The sequence below is a fragment of the Leifsonia sp. L25 genome (genome assembly GCF_050632895.1).
In genome coordinates this window covers 406,628-429,338 of record NZ_JBODRZ010000002.1, presented here as the reverse complement: position 1 = coordinate 429,338, position 22,711 = coordinate 406,628, and the positions used below count along the sequence as shown (strand labels likewise).

At 69.9% G+C, this 22,711-nt stretch carries 25 protein-coding genes, 1 tRNA gene and 1 pseudogene; 3 read left to right on the top strand and 24 right to left on the bottom strand.

Features of this window, described 5'->3' with window-relative positions; translation table 11 throughout:
• Nucleotides 1–13: 13 nt before the first annotated feature.
• The 11 genes from ACRAWC_RS02995 to rplU form a co-directional block, all read right to left on the bottom strand.
• A tRNA-Ala gene (locus ACRAWC_RS02995) sits at nucleotides 14–86 on the bottom strand.
• 113 nt (nucleotides 87–199) lie between these two features.
• Nucleotides 200–574 carry a ribosome silencing factor gene (rsfS, locus tag ACRAWC_RS02990; protein WP_431346418.1) on the bottom strand — a complete coding sequence of 125 codons (375 nt, stop codon included), beginning with the start codon at nucleotides 572–574 and terminating at the stop codon, nucleotides 200–202.
• A 49-nt stretch (nucleotides 575–623) separates the two neighbouring features.
• Nucleotides 624–1,232 (bottom strand): hypothetical protein, encoded by a 609-nt coding sequence (locus ACRAWC_RS02985; protein ID WP_431346417.1) that lies wholly within the window; start codon nucleotides 1,230–1,232, stop codon nucleotides 624–626.
• On the bottom strand, nucleotides 1,229–1,861 hold the full coding sequence (locus tag ACRAWC_RS02980) for a hypothetical protein (protein ID WP_431346416.1): 633 nt from the start codon (nucleotides 1,859–1,861) through the stop codon (nucleotides 1,229–1,231). The genes ACRAWC_RS02985 and ACRAWC_RS02980 overlap by 4 nt, the downstream gene beginning before the upstream one ends.
• On the bottom strand, nucleotides 1,858–2,460 hold the full coding sequence (gene nadD, locus ACRAWC_RS02975) for a nicotinate-nucleotide adenylyltransferase (RefSeq protein ID WP_431346415.1): 603 nt from the start codon (nucleotides 2,458–2,460) through the stop codon (nucleotides 1,858–1,860). Before nadD ends, ACRAWC_RS02980 begins: the two co-directional genes overlap by 4 nt.
• A 23-nt stretch (nucleotides 2,461–2,483) precedes the next feature.
• Entirely contained in the window at nucleotides 2,484–2,726 is a 243-nt protein-coding gene (locus ACRAWC_RS02970) for a hypothetical protein (RefSeq protein ID WP_431346414.1), read from the bottom strand.
• Nucleotides 2,727–2,784: 58 nt separating this feature from the next.
• A complete protein-coding gene (locus ACRAWC_RS02965) occupies nucleotides 2,785–4,068 on the bottom strand; it encodes a glutamate-5-semialdehyde dehydrogenase (RefSeq protein WP_431346413.1) in 1,284 nt (427 codons plus the stop codon).
• 9 nt (nucleotides 4,069–4,077) lie between these two features.
• Nucleotides 4,078–4,926: a glutamate 5-kinase gene (gene proB, locus ACRAWC_RS02960; RefSeq protein WP_431346412.1), complete on the bottom strand. Its 849-nt coding sequence runs from the start codon at nucleotides 4,924–4,926 to the stop codon at nucleotides 4,078–4,080.
• Nucleotides 4,923–6,494, bottom strand: a complete 1,572-nt coding sequence (gene obgE / locus ACRAWC_RS02955; protein WP_431346411.1) for a GTPase ObgE — start codon at nucleotides 6,492–6,494, stop codon at nucleotides 4,923–4,925. The genes proB and obgE overlap by 4 nt, the downstream gene beginning before the upstream one ends.
• An 86-nt stretch (nucleotides 6,495–6,580) precedes the next feature.
• Nucleotides 6,581–6,838 (bottom strand): 50S ribosomal protein L27, encoded by a 258-nt coding sequence (gene rpmA / locus ACRAWC_RS02950; RefSeq protein WP_369963520.1) that lies wholly within the window; start codon nucleotides 6,836–6,838, stop codon nucleotides 6,581–6,583.
• 29 nt (nucleotides 6,839–6,867) lie between these two features.
• Nucleotides 6,868–7,176 (bottom strand): 50S ribosomal protein L21, encoded by a 309-nt coding sequence (gene rplU, locus ACRAWC_RS02945; protein ID WP_369963521.1) that lies wholly within the window; start codon nucleotides 7,174–7,176, stop codon nucleotides 6,868–6,870.
• 258 nt (nucleotides 7,177–7,434) lie between these two features.
• On the opposite strand from rplU, the gene ACRAWC_RS02940 reads away from it, so the two are divergent.
• Nucleotides 7,435–7,710: a DUF4031 domain-containing protein gene (locus ACRAWC_RS02940; protein ID WP_431346410.1), complete on the top strand. Its 276-nt coding sequence runs from the start codon at nucleotides 7,435–7,437 to the stop codon at nucleotides 7,708–7,710.
• A 32-nt stretch (nucleotides 7,711–7,742) separates the two neighbouring features.
• Here the strand turns inward: ACRAWC_RS02940 and ACRAWC_RS02935 are convergent.
• Nucleotides 7,743–10,312, bottom strand: a pseudogene (locus ACRAWC_RS02935) (Rne/Rng family ribonuclease).
• Between the two features lie 319 nt (nucleotides 10,313–10,631).
• On the opposite strand from ACRAWC_RS02935, the gene ACRAWC_RS02930 reads away from it, so the two are divergent.
• Complete coding sequence (locus ACRAWC_RS02930) at nucleotides 10,632–11,276, top strand: vitamin K epoxide reductase family protein (protein WP_431346409.1); 645 nt, start codon at nucleotides 10,632–10,634, stop codon at nucleotides 11,274–11,276.
• Nucleotides 11,277–11,339: 63 nt separating this feature from the next.
• Here the strand turns inward: ACRAWC_RS02930 and ndk are convergent, their stop codons facing one another.
• From ndk to ACRAWC_RS02900, 6 genes are all read right to left on the bottom strand, one after another.
• Nucleotides 11,340–11,762 (bottom strand): nucleoside-diphosphate kinase, encoded by a 423-nt coding sequence (gene ndk / locus ACRAWC_RS02925; protein ID WP_431346408.1) that lies wholly within the window; start codon nucleotides 11,760–11,762, stop codon nucleotides 11,340–11,342.
• Nucleotides 11,759–11,980 carry a DUF4233 domain-containing protein gene (locus tag ACRAWC_RS02920; protein WP_431346407.1) on the bottom strand — a complete coding sequence of 74 codons (222 nt, stop codon included), beginning with the start codon at nucleotides 11,978–11,980 and terminating at the stop codon, nucleotides 11,759–11,761. The genes ndk and ACRAWC_RS02920 overlap by 4 nt, the downstream gene beginning before the upstream one ends.
• Entirely contained in the window at nucleotides 11,968–12,141 is a 174-nt protein-coding gene (locus ACRAWC_RS02915) for a hypothetical protein (protein WP_431346406.1), read from the bottom strand. Before ACRAWC_RS02915 ends, ACRAWC_RS02920 begins: the two co-directional genes overlap by 13 nt.
• The gene (locus ACRAWC_RS02910; RefSeq protein ID WP_431346405.1) at nucleotides 12,138–13,505 is read right to left on the bottom strand and encodes a bifunctional folylpolyglutamate synthase/dihydrofolate synthase; all 1,368 of its coding nucleotides are present in this window, start codon (nucleotides 13,503–13,505) and stop codon (nucleotides 12,138–12,140) included. The genes ACRAWC_RS02915 and ACRAWC_RS02910 overlap by 4 nt, the downstream gene beginning before the upstream one ends.
• Nucleotides 13,502–16,885: an isoleucine--tRNA ligase gene (gene ileS, locus ACRAWC_RS02905; RefSeq protein ID WP_431346404.1), complete on the bottom strand. Its 3,384-nt coding sequence runs from the start codon at nucleotides 16,883–16,885 to the stop codon at nucleotides 13,502–13,504. The genes ACRAWC_RS02910 and ileS overlap by 4 nt, the downstream gene beginning before the upstream one ends.
• Nucleotides 16,886–17,103: 218 nt before the next feature.
• Nucleotides 17,104–17,784 (bottom strand): TetR/AcrR family transcriptional regulator, encoded by a 681-nt coding sequence (locus ACRAWC_RS02900; protein WP_431346403.1) that lies wholly within the window; start codon nucleotides 17,782–17,784, stop codon nucleotides 17,104–17,106.
• Nucleotides 17,785–17,848: 64 nt separating this feature from the next.
• Between ACRAWC_RS02900 and ACRAWC_RS02895 the strand changes: the two genes are divergently transcribed.
• Entirely contained in the window at nucleotides 17,849–19,207 is a 1,359-nt protein-coding gene (locus tag ACRAWC_RS02895) for an MFS transporter (RefSeq protein ID WP_431346402.1), read from the top strand.
• Between the two features lie 60 nt (nucleotides 19,208–19,267).
• On the opposite strand, the gene ACRAWC_RS02890 is transcribed toward ACRAWC_RS02895, so the two are convergent.
• The 6 genes from ACRAWC_RS02890 to ACRAWC_RS02865 form a co-directional block, all read right to left on the bottom strand.
• A complete protein-coding gene (locus ACRAWC_RS02890; protein WP_431346401.1) occupies nucleotides 19,268–19,390 on the bottom strand; it encodes a hypothetical protein in 123 nt (40 codons plus the stop codon).
• 31 nt (nucleotides 19,391–19,421) lie between these two features.
• Complete coding sequence (locus tag ACRAWC_RS02885; protein ID WP_431346400.1) at nucleotides 19,422–20,498, bottom strand: IS110 family transposase; 1,077 nt, start codon at nucleotides 20,496–20,498, stop codon at nucleotides 19,422–19,424.
• A gap of 179 nt (nucleotides 20,499–20,677) precedes the next feature.
• Nucleotides 20,678–20,989, bottom strand: a complete 312-nt coding sequence (locus tag ACRAWC_RS02880; protein ID WP_431346399.1) for a hypothetical protein — start codon at nucleotides 20,987–20,989, stop codon at nucleotides 20,678–20,680.
• On the bottom strand, nucleotides 20,986–21,561 hold the full coding sequence (locus ACRAWC_RS02875) for a hypothetical protein (RefSeq protein WP_431346398.1): 576 nt from the start codon (nucleotides 21,559–21,561) through the stop codon (nucleotides 20,986–20,988). Before ACRAWC_RS02875 ends, ACRAWC_RS02880 begins: the two co-directional genes overlap by 4 nt.
• A 44-nt stretch (nucleotides 21,562–21,605) precedes the next feature.
• Entirely contained in the window at nucleotides 21,606–22,313 is a 708-nt protein-coding gene (locus tag ACRAWC_RS02870; protein WP_431346397.1) for a hypothetical protein, read from the bottom strand.
• The gene (locus ACRAWC_RS02865; RefSeq protein WP_431346396.1) at nucleotides 22,303–22,503 is read right to left on the bottom strand and encodes a hypothetical protein; all 201 of its coding nucleotides are present in this window, start codon (nucleotides 22,501–22,503) and stop codon (nucleotides 22,303–22,305) included. Before ACRAWC_RS02865 ends, ACRAWC_RS02870 begins: the two co-directional genes overlap by 11 nt.
• Nucleotides 22,504–22,711 lie beyond the last annotated feature (208 nt).

The following is a 22,711-nucleotide window of genomic DNA, read 5'->3' as shown; positions in this document are numbered from 1 at the left end:
CTTTCGTTCCCAGTGGATCTGAGGGGACTCGAACCCCTGACCCCCTGCATGCCATGCAGGTGCGCTACCAGCTGCGCCACAGACCCGTATTCAGTTTCTCGTGCGTTGACCGGGCTCCCCGGGCAACTCATCAAGCGTACTACACGCGGGCGGCGCATCGTAAATCGGCCGTGCAGCCCGGGCGTGTGCGCGCGAGCCGCTACTCCGCCGTGTGGACGGGCAGTTCGAGCGGCAGGACCGGGCAGTCCTTCCAGAGGCGCTCGAGGGCGTAGTACATGCGGTCTTCCTCGTGGAAGACGTGCACCACCAGGTCGCCGAAGTCGAGGAGGATCCAGCGGCCCTCCGACTTGCCTTCGCGGCGCAGCGTGCGGATGCCCGCGTCGTTCAGGCGGTCCTCCACCTCGGAGGCGATCGCGATCACGTTGCGCTCGACCGAGCCGGACACCAGGAGGAACGCGTCCGTCAACGGCAGCGGGCCGGAGACGTCGAGCGCCACCAGATCGGTGCCGCCCTTCGAGTCGGCGGCGGCGGCCGCGAGCTGGAGGATGTCCCGGGCGTGCGGGGATGCGGTCACAGAGAGTCCTTCGGGAGAGTGCGGGTCGAGAGGAGGCGTTCGCAGGTCATCAGAAGACGTGGAGCACGTACGCCGCGATCAGCAGGCCGATCACGCCGACGGCGAGCACGCCCGCGGTCACCATGAGCACGACCGGGAGGGCGTTGCCGCGCTTCTTCGGCGGGGCGATCACGCCGCGCGTCGACGTGTGCGTGCTGATCGCGCGCGACGCGCGCACCGGCGCGACCTCGGAGGTGTTGAACTCGTTCTCCTCGCTGTCCAGCAGCCGGTCGATGTCCGAGGAGTCGATGCGGTCGTGCGCGCCGGTGGCTCCCAGCGTGCGCGGGAGGTCGATCGAACCGGTGACGAGGATCTCGCCGGTGCTCGTCAACGGGCCCGTGGCGTCCGCCTGCGGCAGCGACGGGAGGATGAGTGCGTTGGTCGTGGTGGCCGCGGTCGAGTGGCCGACGTTGCGCGAGGTGATCGGCTCGGAGCCGTCCTCGAGCTCGGCTGCCATCGACCAGTGGCCGGTCGGCGGCGTGAAGGGGCGGCGCTCCTGGGCCGAGGTGTCCTCCTCCGCCTCGGCGGGTGCAGCAGCAGCGGCTGCGGCCGGCGCCGCCGGCGCGGCAGCAGCCTGCGACCCGAAGGCGGTGAAGGCGGAGGCCGGCGAGGACGTCACCGGGGTGTCGGCCTGCTGCGCCGCGGGCGCCCCTCGTCGGTGAACGTGACGGGAACGATCGGCTCGGCGATGGCCGGCGAGTGGTTCGCCTGGTTCGCCGCCTGTGCCTGAAGCATGGCCCGAAGCTCGCGGCGGGTGAGCGTGCGCTCGCCGGTCGGATCGGACTCGTCGTCCGACGCCGCCGACGGAGCCGTGGTGGTCTGCGGGGAGGCCGCGCGGACGGGAGTCGCCGCCGACCCCGGGAGCACGGACATCGGCTGCGTCACCGGCTCCGGCTTGGACTGGTCCGGCGCCTGCCGGAAGAGGTCGAACGACGCGGCGTCGGCGCTGGGGTCGGCGGCCGGGCGCTTCGGAGCGCTGAAGAGGAGGTTGTCGAAGCTGCCGCCCGACGAGACGCCGGGCTCGGCGAACGCGGAGGCGGGGATGGCGGGAGCCTGCTCCTCGACCGAGGAGTGAGCGTCGGCTCCGGGGGTCGACGACGTCTTGGGGATCTCTCCCGCCGGGGTCGCCTCGGAGGTGCCCGCACGGCGCGACGCTTGACGAGCCGCCGTACGCTCACTCTCTCTGGCCTGTCGCCGTGTCTGCGGCGGCTGGCTCGCTTCCGCTGGCTGTTCAGGCCATGACGTCATTCCACGCTCCGATACAAGTGATGTTTGGAGATGTACTGGACCACCCCGTCGGGGACGAGGTACCAGACGGGGAATCCCCTGCTCACCCGGCTCCGGCAGTCGGTGGACGAGATCGCCAGGGCCGGAACTTCCAACAAGCTTACGTCTTGTTTCGGCAATCCAGAAATATTGAGGTCGTGTCCCGGGCGACTCACAGCAACGAAGTGCGCGAGCTTCCACAGCTCGTCGATATCGCGCCAGCTCAGGATCTGAGCGATGGCGTCGGCGCCGGTGATGAAGAAGAGCTCCGCGTCCGGTCGCTCCTCGCGCAGATCCCGGAGGGTGTCGATCGTGTACGTGGGACCGACGCGGTCGACATCGACCCGGCTGACCGTGAAGCGCGGGTTGGATGCCGTGGCGATCACCGTCATCAGATAGCGGTGCTCGGCCGACGTGACCTCGCCCTTCTGCCAAGGTCGGCCGGTGGGCACGAAGACCACCTCGTCGAGGTCGAACGACTGTGCGACCTCGCTGGCGGCGACGAGGTGACCGTGATGGATCGGATCGAAGGTCCCGCCCATCACGCCGATGCGTGGGCGGCTCTTCTCGGTCAGCTCCATGTGGCGGGGCGGTGCGGGAAGCCTCAGTGCCCCTGGGTGGGGTGACCGGTGCCGTGGTGGGTGGCGCCCGGGGCGCCGGCGTGCGACGCGGCGTCGCTCGCCGAGCGGTGGCTGTGACGGTTGGCGACGTCGCGGAAGCTGAACATGACACCGAGCAGGCAGAGGAAGACGACGATCGCGATCGTGCCGTAGGCCCAGGTGGGCATGGGCAGCTCGACGTGGGTCTCCGCCGCGGCGGCGGCGATGATGGTGGTCAACTGGGACATCGGTGGTGTTCCTTTCGGGGCGTTGCGGCGCGAGGCCGTTTCTCAGTCTAGTGGTCGCTCACGCCCGGATCTGGCCGGACCCGCGGACGATCCACTTGGTGCTGGTCAGCTCGGGCAGCCCCATCGGGCCGCGCGCGTGCAGTTTCTGCGTGGAGATGCCGACCTCCGCGCCGAAGCCGAACTCGCCGCCGTCGGTGAACCGGGTGGAGGCGTTGACCATGACGACAGCCGAGTCGACCTCCGCGAGGAAGCGCTCGGCGTTGCCGAGGTCGTTCGTGACGATCGCCTCGGTGTGCTGGGTGGAGTAACGGCGGATGTGCGCGATCGCGGCGTCCAGGTCATCGACGACCCGCACCGAGATGTCGAGGCTCATGTGCTCGGTCGCGAAGTCCTCGTCGGTGACGGGGACGCCGCCCGGCGCGTACGGCAGCGCGGTCTCGTCGGCGTGGATGGTGACCCCCGCCTCCGCGAGCGAGCCGAGTACGGCGGGCAGCAGACGCTCGGCGGCGTTCCGGTGCACCAGAAGGGTCTCGACGGCGTTGCAGACGCTCGGACGCTGGACCTTGGCGTTGCGGACGATGTCGACCGCCCATTCCTCGCGCGCGCTCTCATCCAGCACGATGTGGACGACGCCGGCGCCGGTCTCGATCACCGGCACGCTCGACTGGATGACGACGGACTGGATGAGGTCCGCGCTCCCCCGCGGGATCAGCACGTCGACCAGTCCGCGGGCGCGCATCAGCTCGTTCGCGCCGTCGCGGCCGAACCGGTCGATGGTCTGGGCGGCGTCGGCGGGGAGGCCGGCGCTCGCGAGCGCTCCGCGGACCACCTCCACCAGCACCGCGTTGGTGTTGAGCGCCGCGGTGCCCCCGCGCAGGACGACCGCGTTGCCGCTCTTGATCGCGAGTGACGCGATGTCGATGGTGACGTTCGGCCGGGCCTCGTAGATCGCGCCGACCACGCCGAACGGCACGCGGGTCTGGGCGATCTTGACGCCGTTCGGGAGGTCGCTGCCGCGCACCACCTGGCCGACCGGGTCGGTGAGGCCGACGACCTCCAGGACCGCGTCGGCGAGGCTCTGCAGCCGCGCCGGGGTCAGCGAGAGGCGGTCGAGCAGGCCGGCGGAGAGCCCGTTCTCACGGCCGTTGGCGAGGTCCAGCTCGTTGGCGGCGAGGATGCGCTGCTCCGCTGCGAGGACGCCCTCGGCGATCGCGCGCAGCGCCGCGTTCTTCTGCTCGGTCGTCGCGGTGGCCAGCGGGAGCGACGCTGCCTTGGCCGCGCTCAGCCGATCGGCCAGGCTCCGATCAGCAGAGGAGGTGGGGGCGGCGACGGTCGAGGACATGCGTCCAGTCTAGGCCGTGGCGGCCCTCGCGGCCTCGGCGTCGCCCGCCCGCGCAGGGGCCGCGACGGCGTCCGAGCTCGGCGCGGGCGCGAACCACGTGCCCACCGTCTCGCCGCGCAGCGCCTCGGCCACGAGAGTCGTCGCGGTGAGGATGACGGCGGTCCCGCGCTCCGCGGCCTGACGTGCGGCCGACACCTTGGTCAGCGCTCCCCCGGTGCCGACGCCGGACAGCCCGGTCGACCCGATCTCGACGCCCGCGAGCTCGTCCTGCCAGCCGACGTGCCCGATGGGCTCGGCTCCGGGCTCCTGCGGGGGCTTCGTGTAGAGGGCGTCCACGTCCGAGAGCAGGACGAGGAGGTCGGCCTCCACCAGCAGCGCCACCAGCGCGGCCAGCCGGTCGTTGTCGCCGAACCGGATCTCATGGGTCGCGACGGTGTCGTTCTCGTTGACGATGGGGAGGATGCGCAGGTCCAGCAGCCGCTCCATCGCGCGCTTGGCGTTGCTGCGGTGGGTCGGGTTCTCCATGTCCCCCGCGGTGAGCAGGACCTGCCCGGCTACGATCTCGTAGCGGTCGAGACTGTCCTGGTACCGGTAGATCAGCACGTTCTGGCCGACCGCGGCGGCCGCCTGCTGCGTCGCCAGATCTGTCGGGCGCCCGTCGAGCGACAGGTACGGGAGGCCGGTGGCGATCGCGCCGGAGGACACCAGGATGACCTGCGAGCCGCGGCCGTGCGCCTCGGCGAGGGCGTCCACGAGCGGGCCGATCTGACCCGCGTTCTCGCCGCTGATCGACGAGGATCCGACCTTGACGACGATCCGTCGGGCGGCGGGGACCTGGGCGCGCTCGTCGATCGTCATTCCCTGCCCGTCTCCTCGCTCGCCGCTGTCCGGGAACCGGAGTCCTGGCCGTCGTAGTCGTCGTAGTCGTCGTCCTGCCAGAGCCCGGCCTCCTTCTCGCGGAGGAGCTCGGCGCGGGCCTCGGCCTTGCCGTCCATCCGGTCGAAGTAGTCCTCGCGGCGTTGCGCGCGGGTGGGACGCGCATTCTGGTCGATGCGCGCGTCCGTGCCGCGCGGCGCCGTGATCAGCTCGGCCGTGGAGGTCAGCGTGGGCTCCCAGTCGAACACCACGCCGTTGTTCCGTCCGATGACGACCGTGGAGCCGGCGACGGCGCCCGCGGTGAACAGGCGCTCTTCCACGCCGAGCTTGGCGAGCCGGTCGGCGAGGTAGCCGACCGCCTCGTCGTTGGCGAAGTCCGTCTGCGCGACCCAGCGCTCGGGCTTCGCGCCCAGGATGCGGTAGACGGGGCCGTCCGAGCCGCCCTCGACCTTGACCGTGAAGCCGGCGTCGTCCACGGCCTTGGGCCGGATCACGATGCGCGGACGGATCTCCGCCTCGGCGGCCTCGGCCTTCCTGGCCTCCTCGACCAGCTCGGCCAGCGCGAACGACAGCGCGCGCAGGCCCTCGTGGCTGACCGTGGAGATCTCGAACACGCGGTAGCCGCGGGCCTCCAGGTCGGGACGGACGAAGTCCGCCAGCTCGCGGGCGTCCGGGACGTCGATCTTGTTGAGCGCGATGAGCTGGGGGCGCTCCAGCAGCGGCACCTGTCCCTCAGGCACAGGGTAAGCGGCCAGCTCGCCGCGGATGACCTCGAGGTCGCTCAGCGGGTCTCGGCCGGGCTCCAGGGTGGCGCAGTCGAGCACGTGCAGCAGGGCGGAGCAGCGCTCGACGTGGCGCAGGAACTCCAGCCCCAGGCCGCGGCCCTCGCTCGCGCCCTCGATGAGGCCGGGGACGTCGGCGACGGTGTAGCGCACGTCGCCCGCCTGCACGACGCCGAGGTTGGGGTGCAGCGTGGTGAAAGGGTAGTCCGCGATCTTCGGCTTGGCCGCCGAGAGCGCGGCGATCAGGCTCGACTTGCCGGCGGACGGGTAACCCACGAGCGCGACGTCGGCGACGGTCTTCAGCTCGAGGAGGATATCGCCCTCCCAGCCGGGTGTCCCGAGCAGCGCGAACCCGGGCGCCTTGCGCTTCTGGGTGGCGAGGGCGGCGTTGCCGAGCCCGCCGAGACCCCCGGCGGCCGCGACGAACCGCATGCCGGGCTCGGTCAGGTCGACGAGCTCCTCGCCGTCGGCCGACTTGACCACGGTGCCGACCGGGACCGGGAGTTCCAGCTCTTCGCCGGTGTGGCCGCTGCGGTGGTCGCCCATCCCGAAGCCGCCGTTGTCGCTCGAGCGGTGCGGGTGCCGGTGATAGCCCAGCAGTGTGGTGACCTGGGGGTCGGCGACGAGCACGATGTCGCCGCCGTTGCCGCCGTTGCCGCCGTCAGGGCCGGCGAGCGGCTTGAACTTCTCGCGACGGACCGAGACGCACCCGTTCCCGCCGTTGCCCGCGCGCAGATGCAGTGTCACGCGATCCACGAACGTGGCCATGATGGGTGCTCCTCAGATCTGGGTATAACGACGGATGGGCGGGCCGAAGCCCGCCCATCCGTGAAGTGCTGTCGTGGGGGTGAGGCTCAGGCCTCGACGGCCACGATGTTGACGACCTTGCGGCCGCCCTTGGTGCCGAACTCGACCGCGCCCGCTTCGAGGGCGAACAGCGTGTCGTCGCCACCGCGGCCGACGTTGGCGCCCGGGTGGAAGTGCGTGCCGCGCTGGCGGACCAGGATCTCGCCGGCGTTGACGGTCTGGCCGCCGAAGCGCTTCACGCCGAGACGCTGCGCGTTGGAGTCACGACCGTTGCGAGTGGAGCTCGCGCCCTTTTTGTGTGCCATGTCTTCTTCTCCTCGAGAGGTTCTGTCGGCTACTTGATGCCGGTGATCTTGACGCGCGTGAGCTCCTGACGGTGGCCCTGGCGCTTCTTGTAGCCGGTCTTGTTCTTGAACTTCTGGATGACGATCTTCGGCCCGCGCAGGTCGTTCAGGACCTCGGCGGTCACCTTCACCTTGGCGAGGGACTTCGCGTCGGAGGTGATCTTGTCACCATCGACGAGCAGGACGGCGGCCAGCTCGACGTTGCCGTCCTTGTCGGCCTTGATGCGGTCCATCGTCACGATGGTGCCGACCTCGACCTTCTCCTGCCGGCCACCGGCGCGCACAACTGCGTAAACCACTTTCACGTACCTTTTCGTCGGGGATCAGTTCCCGACCGATGCCGTGGACCTGTCCTGCTCTTGTTTGTTCAGGGAGTTACTGGTGAGCTCGCGCCCGCCGATGGCGGCGGGTGGCTCTCAGAAAACCGTGCGCGTGCACCAGCCTACCGGCACACACCAACGGTCAACTTTACCCGACGCCGCACGACCCGTCAATTCAACGAGGGAGCCTCGGGACCGACCGGAACCCTGGACGGGACCGGTTCCTACAATCATTGTATGACGGTCCTGATCGATCCCCCGGCATGGCCCGCCCACGGCATGTTGTGGTCGCATCTCGTCAGCGACTCGTCGCTGGACGAGCTGCACGCCTTCGCGGCCGCGGCGGACGTGCCCGCTCGGGCGTTCGACCTCGACCACTACGACGCGCCCGACCGCCGCTATGACGAACTCGTGACGGCGGGGGCGGTCGCGGTCAGCGGCAAAGAGCTCGTCTCCCGGCTGATCGCCAGCGGCCTGCGCGTGCGGGCGCGCGACCGCGTGCGCCGCCACTGACCCTGGGTCAGCGGCGGCGCACGGCAGGCGGCTCAGTCCTCGCGCTGCTCGGCAGCGGGCTGTGCGCCCGGAATCTGCCCGCCGGTGATGACGGCCGTGCTGGCGCGACGGCCGCGGCTGCGGCCCTGACCCGGCGCCTTCGGCTGCGGGAGGGAGTCCAGCACGGAGTCGAGGAGCAGTTCGGTCTCCACCGCCGTCGCGACCGGAGCGTGCGCCGCCGGTGCGGTCGGCTCGGGCAGCTCGATCATCGGGAAGTCCAGGTGCGGGTGCTCGTCGGCGGCCGGAGCGGCGGGAGCGGACTCCTGCGCTGCGGCGGGCTCGGTGGGTGCCTCCGCGGCCGCGGTCTCGGGCTGGCGCTGCTCGTCGCGCGCGCCCTTGCCCTTGCGGCGGCGCTTCTTGGGCGCTGCGTCCGTTGCCGGCGCCTCGGTGGCCTGCGCAGCCGGAGCCGTCTCGTCCGCCGGTGCGCCCTCCCCCTCGTGATGCGGATGGATGGTCGAGGCCGCGATCTGCGCGAGACCCTTCTTGGCGTCGTCCGTGAGCGCGTGCGTGCCGTTGGTGTGCGGCGCGCTGGAGGGCTGCTGAACGCCCCCGTTGCCGTTGCCGGTGCCACCACGGCCGCGACGGCGCTCGCTCTGCGGCTGCTGCTGCGGCTGGCGGTGCTTCACGACGGGGTCGTGGTGCACGATCACGCCGCGGCCGGCGCAGACCTCGCACGCCTCGCTGAAGGTCTCCAGGAGGCCGAGGCCGAGCTTCTTGCGGGTCATCTGGACGAGGCCGAGCGAGGTGACCTCTGCCACCTGGTGCTTGGTCCGGTCGCGGCTCAGGCACTCGATCAGGCGGCGCAGCACGAGGTCGCGGTTGGATTCGAGCACCATGTCGATGAAGTCCACGACGATGATGCCGCCGATGTCGCGCAGCCGGAGCTGGCGGACGATCTCCTCCGCGGCCTCCAGGTTGTTCTTGGTGACGGTCTCCTCGAGGTTGCCGCCCGAGCCGACGAACTTGCCCGTGTTGACGTCGACCACGGTCATGGCCTCGGTGCGGTCGATGACCAGCGAGCCGCCGGACGGCAGCCAGACCTTGCGCTCCAGCGCCTTCTCGATCTGCTCGGTGATGCGGTACTCGTCGAACGCGTCGCGGTCGCCGGTGTAGGCCTCCACGCGGTCGATCAGGTCGGGCGCCACCTGGCGCAGGTAGCTCTCGATCGTCTGGCGCGCGTCGTCGCCGGCGATGACCAGCTTCTGGAAGTCCTCGTTGAAGACGTCGCGGATGATCTTGATCAGGAGGTCGGGCTCGCTGTGCAGCAGCGCGGGCGCCGACTGCGTCTCGACCTGACGGCTGATGTCCGCCCACTGCGCGGTGAGGCGGGTGACATCGAGGGTGAGCTGCTCCTCGGTGGCGCCCTCGGCCGCCGTGCGCACGATGACGCCGGCGTTCTCCGGGAGGACCTCCTTGAGGATCTTCTTGAGGCGCGAGCGCTCGGTGTCGGGCAGCTTGCGGCTGATCCCGTTCATGGAGCCGTTCGGCACGTAGACCAGGTAGCGGCCCGGCAGCGAGATCTGGCTGGTGAGCCGGGCGCCCTTGTGGCCGACCGGGTCCTTCGTGACCTGGACGAGCACGCGGTCGCCCGCCTTGAGGGCGAGCTCGATGCGGCGGGGCTGGTTGCCGGTCTCCACGGCGTCCCAGTCGACCTCGCCGGAGTAGAGCACGGCGTTGCGGCCGCGGCCGATATCGACGAAGGCCGCCTCCATGCTCGGCAGCACGTTCTGCACGCGGCCGAGGTAGACGTTGCCGATGAGCGAAGCCTCCTGCGATCGGGCCACGTAGTGCTCGACCAGGACCTTGTCCTCGAGGACGCCGATCTGGATGCGGCCGCCCTTCGAGCGGACGACCATCTGCCGGTCGACGGACTCGCGGCGCGCGAGGAACTCGGCCTCGGTGATGACCGGACGGCGGCGGCCGGCGTCGCGGCCGTCGCGGCGGCGCTGCTTCTTCGCCTCCAGTCGGGTCGAGCCCTTGACCTTCTGGGGCTCGGTGATCAGCTCGGGCTCGCGCGGCGTGCGGACCTTGACGACGGTGTTCGTCGGGTCGTTCGCCTCGTTGCGTCCGTTCTCACCGGCGCGGCGGCGCGAGCGGCGGCGCACGGTGCCGGTCGGCTCCTCGTCCGGCAGCGCGGGCAGCGGAAGGATGTCCGGGGCCTGGAACAGCAGTGTGGTCGGCGGCAGGCCGGGATGACGGCGCCCGCCGCCTCCGGCTCGTCGCCGTGGCGTTCGGGCAGGGCGGGCGGCTCGTGGCCGTCGGCGGCGAGCGTGGCCACGTCGACGGCGCACTCCGCGGTCTCCTCGGTGACGGCGACGGTCACGTCGGTCGTCTCCACGGGCGCCGCTGCCGGCTCCGGCGCCGCGGGCTCCTGCGCGGCGGCCTCCGGCTGCGCCGCGACGACCTCCTGCGCTGCGATCTCGCGCTCACCGGCGAACACCGGCGTATCGGCGGTCCCGGCAGGACGGGTCACCCGTCTGCTGCCGAAGATGCCACGGCGCCTGCGCCCTCCCGTTCCCTGATCGTTGCTGTTCGTGCTGTCGATATTCTCGTTTTCCACCATCGCTGGTGCACTCCTCGACCGGTGGCGGCAACCCGCTCACCGGGTACTCTCCGTCGGAGGCGCCGCTCGCGGCGCCTGCCGTAATCCTGGCTCGGACTGCCGGTGCTCGTGGCACCTGCGTCCGGCTCTCCGTTGTCTTGTGCCGGCCTGCGCGGCCGGCTGTTCATTCGGGCGCACCTGGCGCCCTCAAGCCTTCTGTTCGAGTCGGCCGGCGTACTGCCGGGACGACTTATCCAATGATTATCGCATGTCGGAGGCCGGGAACCGGCGCAACCCGCCTTCACAGAAGGGGCGCGCCGCGTCGTGCCATAATCCGACTGTGCCTGCCTCGACGACCGCGACCGCCGCCCCGACGACCGACGCTGCTCCAGCGGGGTACCGCCGCCCGACCGCCCTGGCGATCTTCCTGATCGTCGCCGGGGTCATCGGCTTCTGGGCGGCGTTCATGCTCACCGTGGACAAATTCCACCTGCTCGCGGACTCGCACGCCCAGCTCTCCTGCAACTTCAACGTCCTCGTCGGCTGCAGCAAGAACCTCAACTCGTGGCAGGGCTCGCTGCTCGGCTTCCCGAACCCGCTTCTCGGCTTGGCCGGCTGGACGGCGACCATCGCGGTCGGCGTCGGCCTGTTCGCCGCAGGACGATTCGCGCGCTGGTACTGGATCGCCTTCAATGTCGGCGTCGTGCTCGCGCTGGCGCTGGTGATCTTCCTCATCACCGAGTCGCTGACCGTGCTCAACGTGCTCTGCCCCTGGTGCATGGTCACCTGGACGGTCACCATCCCGACGTTCTGGGCGGTCACCCTCTACAACCTCAAGGAGGGGCACATCCCCACGCCGGAGCGCGCACGCCGGCTCTTCGGAACGCTCTACGGCTGGGTACCGCTCATCACCATCGTCAGCTACGCGATCGTCGCGGTGCTGGCGCAGATCCAGCTCGACTGGATCCACCGCGCGTTCGCCTGATCCGCTCGTACGCAGAACGGCTCCCGACCATGCGGTCGGGAGCCGTTCTCGTTCGGCCGGAGCTCAGCCGAACCAGAGCGCGAGCTCGCGCTGCGCCGACTCGGGCGAGTCGGAGCCGTGCACCAGGTTCTGCTGCACCTTGAGGCCCCAGTCGCGGGCCAGGTCGCCGCGGATGGTGCCCGGCAGCGCGGTGGTCGGGTCGGTCGCACCGGCCAGCGAGCGGAAGCCCTCGATCACGCGGTTGCCGGCGACCCGCAGGGCGACGACGGGGCCGGACTCCATGAACTCCACGAGCGGCTCGTAGAACGGCTTGCCCTCGTGCTCGGCGTAGTGCTTCGCGAGAAGCTCGCGGTCGGCCTGCAGCATGCGGATGTCGACGAGCGAGTAGCCCTTGGCCTCGATGCGGCGCAGGATCTCGCCCGTGAGGTTGCGGGCGACTCCGTCGGGCTTGACGAGGACGAGGGTCTCTTCGACGGCGGTGGTCATCTGGTCTCCGTTCGGTTGTTCCGGTCGATGGTGTTCCGGTCTAGGCGGGAGGCGACGATCATGCAGTAGGTCCACATGGCCGTGAAGATCGCCCCCACGATGAAGAAGGCGGGCTGCAGGAAGCCGGCGGCGACCACGAGGAGCTGCACGATCCAGCCCAGCACGACGCCGATCCGGTTGCGCATCAGCCCGATCGCCGCGATCATCAGCAGCACCACCAGCGCTCCCCGCCGAGCGCCGCCCAAGCGGGCAGGGCGTTCAGCCCGAAGAGCACGAGCGCGCCGAGGAAGACGACGATCAGCTCGAAGCCGAGCACGATCGAGCCGAGGCTCTCGCGCAGGGAGCGTTGCCGGCGTGCGCGCGGCTGCTTGGCGCTCACGCGGTCGCGTCCTTCCAGCCCTGCTCGTCGGCGTACGCCATCGCGGCGCCGACCAGCACGATGGAGCCGGTGACGACCACGGCGCGGCGCGGCTCCTCGCCGGCCCACTCGTGGGCGGCCTCCAGGGCGTCGAGCGCGTCGGTGTAGACGATCGTCGCCTCGTCGCCGGCCTCCTCGCGCACGATGTCGCCGAGGTCGTCGGCGGCCAGCGCACGGTCGGACGCCGGCTCGGTCACGAAGAACTGGGTGGCCACGGGGGTGAGCGCGCGGATGACGCCGCGAGCGTCCTTGTCGCCCAGGCTGCCGATCACGAAGGTGAGCTCGTCGAAGTCGAAGTACCGGCGCACGGCGTCGGCGAGCGTCTCCGCGCCGGCCGGATTGTGCGCGGCGTCGACCAGGACGGTCGGTTCCACCCCGATGAGCTGGAGGCGGCCGGGCGAGGTCGCGGTCGCGAAGCCCTCCTCGACCAGGTCGGACTTGAGCGGCTGGGTACCGCGGCCGAGGAAGGTCTCGACGGCCGCGATCGCCACGGCGGCGTTCTGCGCCTGGTGATCCCCGTAGAGCGGCAGGAAGACGTCCTCGTACGTGGCAGCGCGGCCGCGCACGGTGACGAGCTGACCACCCACGGCGACCTGGGTGGTCACCACGTCGAACGCCTGCGGCTGGGCCGCGAGGGTCGACTCGGTGAGCCGGGCGGCCTCCTCGAGCTCGGTCATGGCCTCCGGAACCTGCGCCGAGGTCACGACGTCGGCGGACGGCTTGATGATGCCGGACTTGGTGCGCGCGATCTCGCGGACGGTGCCGCCGAGCTGCTTGGTGTGGTCGAGCGAGATGGGGGTGAAGACCGCCACCTGGCCGTCGCCGACATTGGTGGAGTCCCATTCGCCGCCCATGCCGACCTCGATCACGGCGACGTCGACCGGGGCGTCGGCGAACGCGGCGAAGGCCAGCGCGGTCAGCGCCTCGAAGAAGGTCAGCGGCGCCTTACCCTGCTCCTCCAGTTCGGCGTCCACGATCTCCAGGTACGGGCGGATGTCCTCCCAGTTGCTCACCAGGGCTTCGTCGGAGATCGGCTCGCCGTCGATCATGATGCGCTCGTTGAAGCGCACCAGATGCGGGCTGGTCAGCAGCCCGGTGCGCAGGCCGTAGGCGCGCAGGATGCTCTCGGCGATACGGCTGGTCGAGGTCTTCCCGTTCGTGCCGGTGATGTGGATGATCGGGTACGCCCGCTGCGGGTCGCCCAGCAGCTCCACGGCGCGACGGGTGGCGTCGAGCCGGCGCTCGGGAGCGCCCTCCCCGACGCGGGCGAGGAGCGCCTGGTAGACGGCCTCGGCCTCCTCGCGCAGCTCGTCGTCGTCGGTCATCGGGTGGCCTCCACCTTCGTCACGCCCACCGTGAACCGGCCCGCGTTCGCGTACAGTCCGGCGGCGAAGTCCTTGCTGAAGTCGTCGCGGCCGTCGCCGGAACGGTCGGCCGCCGACACGAACTCGAACGCCAACGCCAACGTCTCGCCCGCGATGTCGACGGCCTCGCCCGCCAGCGCGATCGCGGCGACATCGTCCTCGTGCTCGAACGCGACGCTCAGCTCGATCCGGTCGCTCACGTCGAGCCCGGCCGCCTTGCGGGTGTCCTGCACGGCGCGGATAACGTCGCGAGCCAGGCCCTCGGCCTCCAGCTCCGGCGTCGTGGCCGTGTCGAGCAGGACGAAGCCGCCGCCGGGCAGCAGCGCCAGCGCCGAAGTCGCCTCCTCGTCGGTCTGCGCGGTCTCCAGGACCAGCTCGTACTCGCCCTCGACCAGCTCCACGCCGCCCACGGTAACGACTCCGTCGTGCTCGGACCAGTCGCCGGCACGTGCGGCCTGGATGACCTGCTGCACCTGCTTGCCGAGCCGGGGCCCCGCGGCGCGGGCGTTCACGGTCAGCTTGCTGGTGATGCCGTACGACGTGGCGCTGTCGTCGGCGAGCTCGACCAGCTCGACCGCCTTGACGTTCAGCTCGTCGCGCAGGATGCCCTCGAACGGCCGCAGGGCGTCGGCGTCGGCCGCGACCACGGTCAGCGACGCGAGCGGGAGCCGCACCCGGCGGCCGGACTGCTTGCGCAGCGAGAGCGCCGTCGAGCTGATCGCCCGGATGCGGTCCATCGCGTCGACCAGGGCGCCCTCGGCGGGTAACTCCGCCGCGTCCGGCCAGTCGGTGAGATGCACGCTGCGGCCTCCGGTGAGGTCTTTCCAGATGCGCTCGCTGACCAGCGGAAGCAGCGGCGCCGCGACCCGGGTCAGCGTCTCCAGCACCGTGTACAGGGTGTCGAACGCCTCGGCGCCCGAGCCGTCCTCGGCGACGCCGGTCCAGAACCGGTCGCGCGAGCGGCGCACGTACCAGTTGGTGAGCACGTCGGCGAAGTCGCGCAGCTTGGCAGCGGCGAGCGTCGAGTCGAGCCCCTCCAGGTCGGCGGTCACGGCCTCCACGAGGTCGCGCGTCTTGGCGAGCAGGTAACGGTCGAGCACGTCGCTGGACGCGGTCGAGCGCTTGGCCTCGTAGCCGGTCGCGTTCGCATACAGCGAGAAGAAGTACCAGGTGCTCCAGAGCGGCAGCAGCACCTGGCGGACGCCCTCGCGGATGCCCTCCTCGGTGACGATGAGGTTGCCGCCGCGCAGCACGGGGCTCGACATCAGGAACCAGCGCATCGCGTCGGAGCCGTCGCGGTCGAAGACCTCGTTGACGTCCGGGTAGTTGCGCAGCGACTTCGACATCTTCTGGCCGTCGCTGCCGAGCACGATGCCGTGCGAGATCACGTTCGTGAACGCGGGCCGGTCGAACAGCGCGGTGCCGAGCGCGTGCAGCAGGTAGAACCAGCCGCGGGTCTGCCCGATGTACTCCACGATGAAGTCGGCCGGGTTGTGGCTGTCGAACCAGTCGTGGTTCTCGAACGGGTAGTGCACCTGGGCGAACGGCATCGAGCCGGAGTCGAACCAGACGTCGAGGACGTCCGGGATGCGGCGCATGGTCGAGCGGCCGGTCGGATCGTCCGGGTTCGGCCGGGTCAGCTCGTCGATGAACGGCCGGTGGAGGTCGGGCTCGCCCGCCGCGTTGACCGGCAGCCTCCCGAAGTCGCGCTCCAGCTCCTCCAGCGAGCCGTAGACGTCGATGCGCGGGAACTCCGGGTCGTCGCTCTTCCACACCGGGATGGGCGAGCCGAAGTAGCGGTTGCGCGACACCGACCAGTCCCTGGCGCCGGCGAGCCACTTGCCGAACTGGCCGTCCTTGACGTTCTCCGGCACCCAGTTGATGCCCTGGTTGAGTTCGACCATCCGGTCGCGGAACTCCGTCACGCGCACGAACCAGCTCGACACCGCCTTGTAGATCAGCGGGTTGCGGCAGCGCCAGCAGTGCGGGTACGAGTGCTCGTAGCTGGCCTGGCGCAGCAGCCGGCCGTTCTCGCGCAGCAGCGTCGTGAGCGGCTTGTTCGCCTCGAAGACCTGGAGGCCTGCGACGTCCTGGACCTCGGCGAGGAAGCGCGCGCCGTCGTCCACCGAGATGATGACCGGGATGCCCGCGGCCTCGCAGACGCGCTGGTCGTCCTCACCGTAGGCCGGAGCCTGGTGGACGATGCCGGTGCCGTCCTCGGTGGTCACATAGTCGTCGACGAGGATCCGCCAGGCGTTCTGCGTGCCGTACTTCTCGGTGTCGGCGTAGTAGTCCCACAGCCGGTCGTAGGTGACCCCGGCGAGCTCGCTGCCGCGGACCGTGCGGCTGACCGCGTCGCGCGCGGCCTCCGGCGAGCCGTAGCCGAGCTCCTTGGCATAGTTGCCGACCAGGTCGACGGCCAGCAGGTACTCGCCGCTCAGCGACTCCTCGTGGAGGGTGGTGCTGTGCCGGCCGCCGTCGCGTCCGTGCACGTCGGCCGCGCCGTTGGGACCTGCGGGAACGACCGCGTACTCGATGTCGGGGCCGACCACCAGCGCGAGGTTGGTCGGCAGCGTCCACGGCGTCGTCGTCCACGCGAGAGCGCGCACTCCGGTGAGGCCGAGGGCCTCCGCCTTCGCGCCGGTGAGCGGGAAGGTGACGGTGACCGTCTGGTCCTGACGCATCTTGTAGACGTCGTCGTCCATGCGCAGCTCGTGGTTGGACAGCGGGGTCTGGTCGCGCCAGCAGTACGGGAGGACGCGGTGGCCCTCGTAGGCCAGGCCCTTCTCGTGGAGCTGCTTGAACGCCCAGATCACCGACTCCATATAGGAGGTGTCGAGCGTCTTGTAGTCGTTGTCGAAGTCGACCCAGCGCGCCTGGCGGGTGACGTACTCCTGCCACTCGCGTGTGTAGCGCAGCACGGAGTCCTTCGCTGCCTGGTTGAAGGCGGCGAGGCCCATCTCCTCGATCTGGCTCTTGTCGGTGATCCCGAGCTGCCGCTCGGCCTCCAGCTCGGCGGGAAGGCCGTGCGTGTCCCAGCCGAACCGGCGCTCGACCTTCTTGCCGCGCATGGTCTGGAAGCGCGGGAAGACGTCCTTGGCGTAGCCGGTCAGCAGGTGGCCGTAGTGCGGGAGGCCGTTGGCGAACGGGGGCCCGTCGTAGAAGACCCACTCGGGCGCGCCCTCGCGGTGATCCACCGAGGCGCGGAAGGTGCCGTCCTGCGCCCAGAAGGCGAGGACGTCGGTCTCGATCTCCGGGAAGACCGGGGACGGTGTGACCCCCTGGGGCTCGCGACCCGAGGACTCGGGCGCTCCATCCGGTGCGGACTTGGGGTACGGCATCTCTCTCCTGGCAGTCGTGATCTGCACGAGGACGCCGGACGCTCGCACGCCCGTCGCGGTACCACCCCGCTTGCCCCATCCGCCTCCGGCGCCGGATGAAGCCTCTCGTTCTGCGGCTGTGACGGGCCTGCCCCGTTCGGTTCTAGTGAGCGGGCGAGTGCCCGCCGTTCTTCCGAAGACTCGCCGGTGATGGCCGGGTCGACGTCGTTCGCACCATTCTATCCGGTCCGCAAGGCCGTCGCGTAGCCGGCGCACACCGGCTCCACCGCCGCGCGCACGAGCGGCGCCAGCGGGCCGCGCCGCACGCCGGCCCGGGCCCAGCCCCCGGCCGCGGTCACCGCGGCTCCCACGACCGCGGTCGCTGCGGCGCGCGGGAGCAGCCCATCCGGGTCCGCTCCGGCCCGGCGCGCGATCGCCGCGGCCACCTGCCGCACGACCGAGAGGAAGCGCGGCAGCGCGGAGGCCTGCAGCTCGGCATCGGTGCCCATCAGCTCGACCTGGGTGACCGCGAGCGGCAGCCGGTCGGGGCCGAAGCCCTCGGCGAGCCGGACGACGGCCTCCAGGACCGCGGCCATCGGCTCCACGTCATCGTCGGCCGCCGCCAGCATCGCCGGGAACGCCGCGAGCGACTCGTCCACCTCCAGCCAGAGCAGGTCGCTCTTGGCGGCGAAGTAGTTGAAGAACGTGGCCCGGCTGACCCCCGCACGCCGCGCGATGTCGTCGACGGTGGTGCCGGCATAGGTCTGCTCCAGGAAGAGCTCGCCGGCGGCCTCCGCGAGCATGCCGCGCGACGAGGCGCGCGGCCGTCCGGACCCGCCGTGGCCGTGGCCGCCTGGCGGCGTCGACCCGCCGGGCCGCACGCCGGACTGTGCCGCCTGGTTGGAATGGCGCGGTGTCACGATGCGTTGTCTCCTCACGCCTAATATTGGACCCGGTTCAAATACCCCTGTCAGAAGGACACCCGTGACCTCCACCCCCACGCTCGCGGTCAGCGAGACCGATCGCCCGGGCATCACGCCGGGCACCGCTCGCCGCGTCGCCATCGCATCGTTCGTCGGGACCTCCCTCGAATCGTACGACTTCTACCTCTACGCGTACTTCGCCGCGTTCTTCGTCGGCCCGCTGTTCTTCACCCCGCTCGGCGCGTTCGGCGGCGTGCTCGCCGGATTCCTCGCGATCGCGGCCGGCTTCGTCATCCGCCCGGTCGGCGCCGTGGTCTTCGGCCACCTGGGCGACCGGATCGGCCGCCGCCCCGTCCTGCTGATGACGATCCTGCTCATGGGGATCAGCACCGGCCTCGTCGGCGTGCTGCCGACCTACGCGGCCGCGGGCTGGTTCGGCGGCGTCGTGCTCGTGCTGTTGCGCCTGGTGCAGGGCCTGTCGCTCGGCGGCGAGTGGGGAGGCTCGATCCTGCTGGCGACCGAGTACGCCAACCCGAAGCGCCGCGGCTTCTACGCCGCCCTCCCCCAGCTCGGCTCGCCGGTCGGCTCGATCCTCAGCGCCGTCGTCTTCATCGCCCTGACGCTGACCATGTCGCCGGCCGACATCGCCTCGTGGGGCTGGCGCATCCCGTTCCTCACCGCGTTCCCGCTGCTGCTGGTGTCGCTCTACCTGCGCTGGTCGATCGACGAGACCCCGGTGTTCCGCAAGCTCGTGGAGACCGGCCGCCGCGACCGCTTCCCAGTCCTCGACGTCTTCACCAAGGCGCCGACGGCGTTCATCATCGCGATCGGCGCCGCCGTCCTCGGCATCGGCTCCTACTCGCTGATGAACACGTACATGGTCGACTACGGCACCGCCGTGCTGGGCTTCAAGTTCCAGGACCTGCTCGTCGCGACCACGATCGGCGGCCTGCTCCAGCTCGTCACGATCCCGCTGTTCGGGCTGTGGGCGGCGAAAATCGGCTCCGCGCGCGTCGTCGCCATCGGCGCGATCGGGACGCTGGTCGTCGCGTTCCCGATGTACTTCCTGCTGCAGAGCGCGTCGTTCGGCGTGCTCGTCGCCAGCATGATCATCGGCGGCATCCTGCCCACGCTGTCCTGGGCGGGCCTCGGCGGGCTGATGTCCGACCTGTTCCCGAGCCCGATCCGCTACAGCGCGCTCTCGGTCGCGTACAGCGTGGCGGCGCTGCTGACCTCGTTCGTGCCGGCGCTGACGCTGGTGTTCGGGCAGTCGGTGCACAACGCGTGGTGGCACCCCGGAGTGGTGCTGGCGGTCATGTCGGCGATCACGCTCGTCGCGGCGTGGGCGGCGGCGCGACGGAAGCCGGTGCTGGACGAGGTTGCGGACGCGGAGGTCGAGGCGGCGCCCGCGATCGTCTGACTGCGTGCTGGTCCCTGGCTCGAGCTGCGTGCTCCAGCCAGGGACCTGCGGCCACCTCGGCTAGTCGAAAAAGCGGTCGTCGGGAGCGGGCAACGCATCTTCGACCCGGCGCCCTTCATCGGTGATCTCGAACATGCACGCCCATCCCCAGTCCTTGTCGTCTCGACCGTCGGGCATGTACACACCGCTGAGCCGCTCGATGCTCCTATGTTCGTCAAGTGCCGATTTGGGGCAGGTTGGCGTAGATCTCTCGAGCGATGTATCGCTTCAGGCAGCGGATGATTTCGCGTTTGGTGCGACCCTCGGCGCTGCGGCGTTCGACGTAGGCGAGCGTGGGTTCGTGTCGGCGCATTCGGACGATCGCGACGATGTAGAGGGCGCTGTTCGCGGCGCGGTCTCCGCTGCGGGAGAGCCGGTGTCGTCCGGTGGTTCGGCCGCTGGAGGCGGGTTGTGGGGCGACGCCGCAGAGCTTGGCGAAGGCTGCCTCGTTCTTGATGCGGTTGGCGTTGTCGCCGGCGGTGACTAAGAACTGGGCGGCGACTTCGACGCCGACTCCGTGTAAGGCGACGAGGTCGGGAGCGGTCTGGTTGACGAGGTCCGCGATCTGTGTGCTGAGCCGTTTGGCCTCGTCGTCCAGGGTCTTCCAGCGTCGTGCGAGGTCGCGGAGGGCGAGCTTCGTGCCGGCCAGGTGCAGACGAGCAGGATCCGACAACAGCGAGAGAAGATTCTCTGTCTCAGGTCGTAGGTGGAGGCATCGGTTCACCAGTGTGCGCTTGGTCAGATCGACGAGCTCGTCGCGCAGCTGCGAGGGCGCGCCGATCATCACGCCGAACAGGGCGTTGAAGGCCTGGGTGCGTGCCTTGACCGCGCCAGAGCGCGCGACCCGCAGGGTGCGGATCACCTCGATCGCGCCGGACTTGCTCTTGGGAACAGCGGTGGAGGTCTCGCCGAGCACTGCGCGGGCGATCTGCTCGGCGTCCAGGCGATCGGACTTGCCGTCCATCCGCCTTGCGATCCGGTTGGGCCGGTTCACTTCGATGACGTGTTCACCGCTTCTCGTCAGCTCGCGGGCGAGCGCGGCGCCGAACGAGCCGGTGCTTTCCACCCCGATAGAGGCGAGGCTGCCGTAGCTGCGCATCCAGGACCGAAGAGCGTCGTAGCCGGGTCCGGTGGCGGGGAACTCGTGGTGGCCGAGCAGCCGACCATGATCATCGATGGCGGCGGCGTAGTGGGTGTGCTTGTGAGTGTCGACTCCGCCGATGACCGTGACATCGGTCAATTCAATTGTCATGCTGGAGGTGCTCCTTCCGTGCGCGCTGGTTGAACGGACGGGGCGAGCCGGTCGGGCGGGTCGACAGAACTGTGATGGGGCTTCTAGTCCAAGCTCCTATCAGGTCAGATCCGGTCGGCCGGCGCGCTCCTGGATACTGCGCCGGCCCCGGTCGACAAATCGAACGAAGGACACCATGGTCAGTTCTTGGCCTGAGTCAGACCGAGACCGTCGCAGCACCATGACAAGTCTTCACAGATCTTCTCGTCCAAGGTCCCCGGCCACTCGAAGAAGTCGATCAGTGTGCGCTCCGGCTCCACGTACTCGACGGAACCGATCCTCAGATAACCGGCTTCCGCGAGCGAACGCATGGTGGCGATGACGAGCATTTTCCGCTCCAAGTCGTTCGTTTCGAAGTCTTTCGCGTGCGCGTTCGCGTCGTCTATGTCGACCCAGTCGCCGCTAGCCATGTTCAAATACACGTGCGCCAGACTGTCCAGTTGAATGTTCATTTTCCGAATCCTTTTGGCAGATGCACTTTGGTCTTCCTGAGGCCGTCCGGGGATTTGATGTCGATGGTGTCGCCGCCGGAACTACTCTCCCTACGCAGTCCGACCGTGGTCCCATCGGGAAGCCTGTACACCTCACCCTTGTAGTCGCCCCACGAATCATCCTTTTCGCCGCCTTGGGTGATCTCTTCTGCGATCTTCGCGAGATCCTCGGGCGTGTCGACTTCGCGAACACCCCCGCTCTTTGCTTTCCGTGAGTTCTCCTTCACTATCGCGTCCACATCCTCGTAGCTTTTCGCGTCGTTGAACCACTGCGCCCGGGCGCCGACCGGCGTGCCGCCGATATGGACCTTGACCGTGCCGTCGAGGTTGTGGGTGAGGGCGTAGATCCGTAGGCGCGCCCGCTGAATCCGCTCCTCCGGCGTGTAGAACCGCGACCCGCTCGTGGAGCCCGTGCCCACACCCCCGATGACCACGAGCGCGACCGCCGCCATGACAACGCCGGCACCGCACACGGCGATCAGCTTCTCGACGCTGTACGCCCCGCTGATCAGCCACCGAGCGATCTGCTGCACGCTCGCTCCCGGCACAGGGAGCGCCGTCGACGCGGGGCGGATCGTCACCCCGGATTCGCCCGGTCGTACCGGGCGAGAGTGGTGAGTGCGGAGAGGAACTCGGCGCCGAGCTCCGGCGTCGCGGCGCGGCTGAGTGCGCCGTCCAAAGTCGATTCCAGGCGGCGGGCGAAGGCCCGCTCCTCCGAGTCGTAGTCGTCCTTGGCGCGCCGCGCTCGTGCCGTGGCCTCGTCCAGTCGCTGCTGCGCGTCATCGAGGCGGTTTCGTGCGCCGATGAGTTCGGCCAGGACGGTCTGCTCGTCGTGGCGCACCGACGACGCTGCATCCACGGTCGCCAACGCAGCCACCAGGGCTGTGTGCTCGACGGAGAGCACACCCGCCAACGCCTGCGCCCGCTCCAGGTCGTCCTGCGCCTCTTCCGCCTCCCGCCGCGCCCGGTCCGCCTCGTATTGCGTCTCCGCGAGCGAGTGCGCCCACACACGCGCCGCCGCGGCCGCCTCATCGTGCTGCCGGGTAGCGGTCTTCGCCGCCGCGAGGACGGTTCCCAGCGTTTCCGCGAAGACCTCGGACGCGATCCCTGTCCACGCGGGCGGCTCGAGCACCGTCAGCGTCCGCCGCATGGCCTCCGACTGGTGCCACAGCCACTCGGTCTGTTCGCCCAGATCGCGCGCCCACGCTTCGACCGCCTCCACCTCGCCGGGCGTGGGATCGGCGTCGAAGCCGACGACCGACCAGTCCTCTCCGCTAGATCGCACGGATGCCGTCCTCGAACATCCCCGCGTCCGCCGCGTCACGCTGCTCGTACCCGTCGGCCAGCGAGAGCAGGGCCGTGCTCAGCGCCTCAGCACTGTCCGTCACCAGCGAACGAGGAGTGGACCAGTACCGTTCGAACCGCTCGAACGCCGCGGCCGAGACCCGCGAACCGAGCTCTGCTCCCGCGACCATCGAGGGATGCCTTCGTTCGGCAGCCTGCGACAACGTCGCCGCACCCTCTCGCAATCGTTCCGTCTCAACAGCAACCGCACCCGCCATAACGCCTCACTCACATTGACATACGGCGTTCAGCATATGGGGCGACCCGAGTTCAGCCGAGGCGGCCGCCAGTCTGTAAACTTGACGGGTATCCCACACTCAGGCACCCCGCTGACACGGT